This is a genomic window from Eudoraea sp., assembly GCF_049665975.1.
Classification (GTDB): Bacteria; Bacteroidota; Bacteroidia; order Flavobacteriales; family Flavobacteriaceae; genus Eudoraea.
Genome location: NZ_JBATGR010000096.1, coordinates 1 through 6633, shown reverse-complemented (window position 1 = coordinate 6633; position 6633 = coordinate 1). Strand labels below are relative to the sequence as shown.

Below are 6633 nucleotides of genomic sequence, written 5' to 3'. Positions count from 1 at the left end.
ACAGGATAACCATGCCGACTTTGAAATACTATTCGGTGCGGAGGGAGGTTTTATTAAAATGAGGGAATCTCTTCCGGCCAACTATGATCATGTCCTTTATTAATAATTACAAACTATTAATAGGTTTACTACTATTTTCTGTATTTATCAGAGGGCAGGAAAATTTTACCACGTTTATTGAACCTAGAGTAGCAATAAACTACAATCTATCCAAATTGTATTCACACAATTGGTCGTTTGCCAATAGAAGTACAATTTATGAATCGTCTGAATTAGAATTTAATGCGCTTCAGTTAGATTTTGGTCATTTTTCAAATTTTAGAATAGGTGGCAATCAAAATTTGAGCCTTGGACTTTTGTTCAGATATTCTGAACTATTTGAACTGGAAAGTATAAATGAATTTCGGATAACGGAACAATACAACATAGTATCCAGATCCAATAAGGTACGCTACGGACATAGGGTTAGAGTTGAACAAAGGATTACATCGCTACTAACCATTCATCGTTTTAGATATAGATTTACTTTAGACATGCCTCTTGAAGGTCAGAATCTGGATGTAGGTGAAAGTTATTTTATAGGAAATACTGAAACACTTCTTAATGCAGGAAAGGATTTGAAGCCAATTTACGAACAACGTTTTACAGCGAATTTTGGTTGGTTATTAAGCTCTAAAACCAAATTACAATTTGGGCTTGAATATAGATTGCTGAATTTAACAGAGACTATTCAACATAGAACATTATTGCTTTCTTCCCTGAATTTCAGCCTGTAGTAATTCCAAAAATTCCTTCCTCGGGATTTCTTCAGCCCCCAAACTTTCCAAATGTTTGGTGTATAGCTGACAATCGATAAATTTATAGTTATGTGATTCGAGATCCTGGGCTAATTTTATAAATGCAAATTTAGATGCATTTGATACTTTGGAAAACATACTTTCACCACAAAACACATGTCCCAGATCAACACCGTAAAGTCCTCCAACTAACTTCCCTTCTTCCCAGACCTCATAAGACTTGGCTATTCCCCGATGGTGCAATTGTAAATATGCTTCTATCATATTATCCGTTATCCAGGTACCTTCCTGCCCAGATCTTTCTATTTCCGCACAGTTTTCTATTACTTCCCTAAAGCATTTATTCCGGGTTAAAGTGAACCGTGTACCCGACAAAATTTGTCGCATACTTTTAGAAATCCTAATCTTATGAGGGAATAAGATCATCCTGGGATTCGGGCTCCACCATAAGATCAAAGAATCGTCATTAAACCAGGGGAATATCCCGGATTTATATGCCAGCAATAGTCGGGAAGAAGACAAATCTCCGCCAACTGCCAGTAGTCCATCCTCATTGGCATTATCCGCCGGAGGAAATTCCAACCGATCTGTTAAAAAATAAATTTCCGAATTTTTTTTCTTCAAGTTTAACAGCTCATTAAATTACCCTTAAACCTAAAACCAATCCGATGCTGAATAGGGCGATTTCTAAAAAGGCAGATCGTCGTGATCTTCCTCATTTAATTCTTCAGCCGGTTCAAATGCTTCAATAGGCGGAACAGGTGGTATTCCACTATCCCCTTGATCAGGTTGCAGAGTTTCAATTCGCCATCCTTGAACAGAATTGAAATATTTAACCTCCCCTTGAGGGTTTGTCCATTCCCTTCCTCTTAGGTTAATGCTGATTTTTACAGTTTCTCCAACTTTATGCTTATTAAGCAAGTCACATTTATCCTGAACAAATTCTACCAATATATGTTGGGGATACTGTTCTTCTGTAGTAATAACTACCTCTCTTTTTCTAAAACCGTTATTGCCAAAGGTTTTAGTCTCGTCAATCATTTTAATTTTTCCTTGTATTTCCATTTAAATCAGTATTTATTAGTAATACTTTCCATGCCGAAAGTACCTCATTATTATCTAAATATTCCCTAATTATTCTTGGTAATTCCTTTGAATCCCTTTTTTTAACAATTGACCGAATTTGATCATTTGTTGCTATAAATTCTGCGATATCATTTTTATCCGGAATTCTTTCAACATTTCCCAATAAGCCCAAATCATTCCCTGTAAGCATTTTAATTGATCTTATTTCTACAGGAATATTATCAACCCCAATTCCACGCTTTGAAAGTGGTTTTGGAACCTCAAACATGCCCTTATTAGCCCTGCTATACCAATTACCTCCCATACGGGCAACCTGATCAATCTTAAATTGGTCAATTAAGCCGTTTTCATCTAAAATGGATTCATCGAAATGCATTTTGACAACTTCTGCAAAAACCAAATTACCTGCTCCTCCTTTCTTGCCCAGTGCCTCCACCTTTGTTACTTTGCATTCAAACTGGACAGGAGATTCTGCAACTCTAAATGGTTTAACCAAATCTGAGTCTAACATGGTTAATCCTGCCTTAATAAATTCATTAACCTCTTGATCATATTCAGTACTGGACAAAGACATTTGCTGAACCAACTCGTAATTTACAATATTGATAACCACTTCTTTTGTTTTAAGCACATTATCTAATGTATGCTTTGTAGTATTATCCCGCACTCGTCTGGCGGGTGAAAAAATCAATATTGGTGGATTAGCGCTAAAAACATTAAAAAAGCTAAAGGGAGATAGGTTTGGAATCCCTTTTTCATCAACAGTACTAGCAAAAGCTATCGGCCTGGGTCCAACTGCACCTAAAAGGTAGGCATGTAACTGTCCGGTAGTAATCTCAGAAGGTATAAGGGATATAGCTTTTTGCATTAAAACAAAGGTATATAAATTGTATCCCATTTAAAACTTTAACTCACTTGTAGAACACAACATTTTAGGTCAATTTCTGTTATCTTTAATGCTAATTAACCGCTAGGATGAATTTTAATTCCCAAAAGAAGACTTCTAATCTATTACTATTAATAGCATCATTTGTTATTGTAAGTCTTATTCTTTGGAATACCAATAGTTTTTTTAAAAAATTCAAGGAAGAAGAGCGTCATAAAATGGAGATTTGGGCTACAGCTCAGTCCGAATTATTGCAGTCTTCAGAAGACAGGGATCTGGGAAATCTACACGTAAAAATATTTCAAAACAATACCTCAACTCCAATGATTCTGGTAAATATGGATGGATCCATTAGAACCAACAATATGCCGGAAGAATTAGTTGCTGATACAATTTATTTAAAGAAGAAGATAAAAAAATTTGAAGCAGAAAACACTCCTATTGCTATTGATTATAACGATGAGCAATTAGCTACACTCTATTACGGTAATTCAGAAGTATTAAATAAATTAAAATACTACCCTATTGCTCTTTTATTAATCATATTTCTGTTTGCTGCAGTAATCTTCTTTTTCTTTAAAACCAACAAAGCATCTGAACAAAACAAACTATGGGCAGGAATGGCAAAGGAAACCGCTCACCAGATAGGTACCCCACTGACCTCACTCCTTGGTTGGAATGAACTATTGAAAAGTGAACAAATAAATCCTGATATTACCAAAGAAATCGAGAAAGATATTGGAAGATTACAGAATATAACCGATCGTTTTTCAAAAATAGGGTCACTCCCCAAACTACAACAACACGACATTGTTAAAGAAACCAGGAATGCCTTTGAATATCTAAAACTCAGAAGTTCTAAACTCATTCATTTTACCTTTACATCTAAGATTGAACAATTACCCGTTCTATTGAACAGTTCATTATACAATTGGACTATCGAAAATTTGGTCAAAAATGGAATTGACGCTATGAAAGGCAAAGGTAATATCGCCATCGAAATTGTTCCGGACGGTAAATACGTTAATATATTAATTTCAGATACCGGACATGGAATAGCGAAAGGGGACTTCAATTCCATTTTTAACCCTGGTTACACGTCAAAAAAACGTGGCTGGGGTTTAGGGCTATCGCTTGTTAAAAGAATAATTGAGGAGTATCATAAAGGAAAGGTAAAAGTACTTTCTTCGAGTAAGGAAGGAACTATAATGCAAATATCAATGAAATCAGATCAACAATAATGGCAAAAGAAAAATTAGTTGTTATTAAGGAGGCCGACATCACGAATAATTGCCCTGAATGTTTTAATCAGGATATGAAAATTACGTTTTATCAGAAGCACTTATTTGGAAGACTCTATCATAAGATTACCGCTAAGGTGACTCATCAAATTAAATGCAATACATGCGAAAGCATTATTTATCCCGTGAACTGGACAGAAGATATTGAAAGGATTTTTGAGTATTACCAAAAAATGGTCAATCCGGAAAAAGCGAGCACAAAATTCACTGTATTATTCTACATTCTTATACTAACTCCTATTGTCATTGCTGCGGTATTATATTACCTATTCCAAAGTGATATTATTTCATTTTAGAACGGATTTTCAGCGCAATATCTTCAAATTCTTCTGAGGACAATTCAATTTTGTTCATAAAGGTCGCATCAGCCATCTTATTTAAGGGAATAAGATGTACATGCACATGCGGCACTTCTAAACCAATTACTGTAATCCCCACCCGTTTGCAGTCTATTGCTGCTTCAATAGCCTTACCCACCTTTCTGGCAAATGCCATTAAACCTAAATATTCAGTTTTATTCATATCCATTATTTTATCTACTTCATTTTTTGGCACACATAAAGTATGCCCTTTTGCATTGGGGTTAATGTCCAGGAAGGCAAAAAAATTATCGTCCTCGGCAATTTTGTAAGATGGTATATCACCATTTATTATTTTAGTAAAAATACTTTCCACAATCAACTATATTAAATAAAAAACCCTATCAATATTGATAGGATTAAATATAAAGAATTAAAGTTTTTTAATTCCGGCTTATTTCAAGAATATCAAATTTTAGCGTGCCATTTGGCACTGTGATTTCGGCAACATCACCTACTTCTTTACCAAGAAGGCCTTTGCCAATTGGCGAAGTGACAGAAATTTTTCCTGCCTTCAAATCCGCTTCACTTTCAGCCACAAGAGTGTAGCTAATTTCCATCCCATTTTGTTGGTTCCTTAGTTTTACTGTTGAAAGCACTAAAACCTTAGAAGTATCTAGTTGAGATTCATCAATTAATCTGGCATTGGACAGGGTTTCCTCCATTTTGGATATCTTTAATTCCAGCAATCCCTGTGCCTCTTTAGCAGCATCATACTCCGCATTTTCAGATAAATCACCTTTATCTCTGGCATCCGCGATTGCCTGAGAAGATTTAGGTCTTTCAATATCCCTCAGGTGGTTTAATTCTTCTTTGAGTTTTTTTAATCCTTCAGCAGTGTAATAAGACACATTACTCATAACTACATTATTTATTGAACATATTAAACAAGTCCAAAATCATTAAACAATAAATCCTACGAAAACGCAGGATTAGTTTAAACTATCATTTTGATTTAACTAATTTAGGATAAACACATTAAGTGGAGTTATTCATCAAAATGAGGTTTAATCGATAAGAAAATCCCCTTTTTTAAAGAGGATTTAACGCAAAGATACATATTTTTTGTTCAATTTTGTTTAAGATAGCTTAATTGAATCTTATAATTATATGAAAAGAATATGCTTTTGGTTAGTTTTTATTTTGCTCCTGGCCTGTAGCAAAGATGAAGGAAACCGCAATCCTTATTTGCCGGAAGTTGGTTTCAGATTTGAAGCTAATCTTAATTTACCCTTGTATAGTCCTTTAACCAACACAGGTAGTGCCATATATATTGGAAACCAGGGCGTTGGTATACGAGGTATTTTTGTCATCAATAAGGGTTTTGATCAATTTTTTGCCTGGGAATCGAGTTGCCCAAATCATGCTCCAAATGCTTGTTCTACGATGGATCTTAATAGTCAAACTGTAATTTGTTCCTGCGAAGATTTTGAATATAGTTTGTTTACAGGACAACAATTAAACAGACATGATGACGGAAAACCTTATTATGACCTTTTATTTTACAACACTTCATTTGATGGAACAACAGTTGTAATTTCTAACTGAGATTAAGGGGTAACATCCTAAATTATCACCTGGATAACCTTAGAAATTAAATGTTGCTCCCAATAAAAAATTAATTCCTGCCTGTGGGTAATACCCGGCACCTTCAATAGTGGTTATTGTTCCCGGATTGGAAAAATCGTCATCATAAGTGAAAAAGTAGCCGTTGGATACAAATTTTGCGTCAAAAATATTATTTATCAACCCTGAGAGTACAATGCTTTTTATGAATGTATTTGTATTGAAAGTGTATTGAATATTAAAATCTGTTTGAGAATAATCCTCAAGAACAGAGCTTTCCGCATCAATATTCCCCATAAATTGTTTGCCAACATATTTTGTAAGTAACGACAATTGAAATTTTTCATTGGGCAAGTAACTAAGAATATTACCTACCACAATATCTGGAGAGAAGGCAATATTGGTATTCCCTAAATTTTCTAACTCCCCATCTCTCTCAAAAAGAAAATCAATATTCTTATTTGTGCTGAGTGCCATATTGGGTTGTAATTTGAAGCGCTTACCAATGCTTATACTGGCATCAACTTCAAGACCAAGACGATAACTGTCACCAACATTGGCCCGTAGTGGAGCCCCTACGTCATTGAGTTCTCCGGTTAATACTAACTGATCTTTATACCTCATGTAATATATATTGG

General features: G+C 34.8%; 9 protein-coding genes and 1 pseudogene. 4 read left to right on the top strand and 6 right to left on the bottom strand.

Going from position 1 to position 6633, the window contains the following annotated elements; translation table 11 throughout:
• Nucleotides 1-89: 89 nt before the first annotated feature.
• Nucleotides 90-776: a DUF2490 domain-containing protein gene (locus WBN20_RS03900; protein WP_424272287.1), complete on the top strand. Its 687-nt coding sequence runs from the start codon at nt 90-92 to the stop codon at nt 774-776.
• On the opposite strand, the gene aat is transcribed toward WBN20_RS03900, so the two are convergent.
• The 3 genes from aat to WBN20_RS03885 all read right to left on the bottom strand — a co-directional run bounded on the left by aat (nt 744) and on the right by WBN20_RS03885 (nt 2781).
• Nucleotides 744-1421 (bottom strand): leucyl/phenylalanyl-tRNA--protein transferase, encoded by a 678-nt coding sequence (gene aat, locus WBN20_RS03895; protein WP_424280769.1) that lies wholly within the window; start codon nt 1419-1421, stop codon nt 744-746. The genes WBN20_RS03900 and aat overlap by 33 nt on opposite strands.
• A 63-nt stretch (nt 1422-1484) precedes the next feature.
• Nucleotides 1485-1862: a DUF3127 domain-containing protein gene (locus tag WBN20_RS03890; protein ID WP_424272285.1), complete on the bottom strand. Its 378-nt coding sequence runs from the start codon at nt 1860-1862 to the stop codon at nt 1485-1487.
• Nucleotides 1840-2781 (bottom strand): flavin reductase family protein, encoded by a 942-nt coding sequence (locus WBN20_RS03885; RefSeq protein WP_424280768.1) that lies wholly within the window; start codon nt 2779-2781, stop codon nt 1840-1842. The genes WBN20_RS03890 and WBN20_RS03885 overlap by 23 nt, the downstream gene beginning before the upstream one ends.
• A 77-nt stretch (nt 2782-2858) precedes the next feature.
• Here WBN20_RS03885 and WBN20_RS03880 point away from each other — a divergent pair, with 77 nt between their 5' ends.
• Together WBN20_RS03880 and WBN20_RS03875 are read left to right on the top strand one after the other, a co-directional pair.
• Complete coding sequence (locus tag WBN20_RS03880; RefSeq protein ID WP_424275093.1) at nt 2859-4010, top strand: sensor histidine kinase; 1152 nt, start codon at nt 2859-2861, stop codon at nt 4008-4010.
• Complete coding sequence (locus tag WBN20_RS03875) at nt 4010-4366, top strand: hypothetical protein (protein ID WP_424280767.1); 357 nt, start codon at nt 4010-4012, stop codon at nt 4364-4366. Before WBN20_RS03880 ends, WBN20_RS03875 begins: the two co-directional genes overlap by 1 nt.
• Here WBN20_RS03875 and WBN20_RS03870 read toward each other — a convergent pair.
• Both WBN20_RS03870 and greA read right to left on the bottom strand, forming a co-directional pair.
• Complete coding sequence (locus WBN20_RS03870) at nt 4353-4745, bottom strand: HIT family protein (protein ID WP_424272281.1); 393 nt, start codon at nt 4743-4745, stop codon at nt 4353-4355. The genes WBN20_RS03875 and WBN20_RS03870 overlap by 14 nt on opposite strands.
• Before the next feature lie 67 nt (nt 4746-4812).
• Entirely contained in the window at nt 4813-5289 is a 477-nt protein-coding gene (gene greA, locus WBN20_RS03865) for a transcription elongation factor GreA (protein WP_424272280.1), read from the bottom strand.
• Between the two features lie 250 nt (nt 5290-5539).
• On the opposite strand from greA, the gene WBN20_RS03860 reads away from it, so the two are divergent.
• On the top strand, nt 5540-5977 hold the full coding sequence (locus tag WBN20_RS03860) for a hypothetical protein (RefSeq protein ID WP_424280766.1): 438 nt from the start codon (nt 5540-5542) through the stop codon (nt 5975-5977).
• A gap of 39 nt (nt 5978-6016) precedes the next feature.
• Here WBN20_RS03860 and WBN20_RS03855 read toward each other — a convergent pair.
• A pseudogene (locus WBN20_RS03855) lies at nt 6017-6633 on the bottom strand (TonB-dependent receptor); the annotation flags it as partial.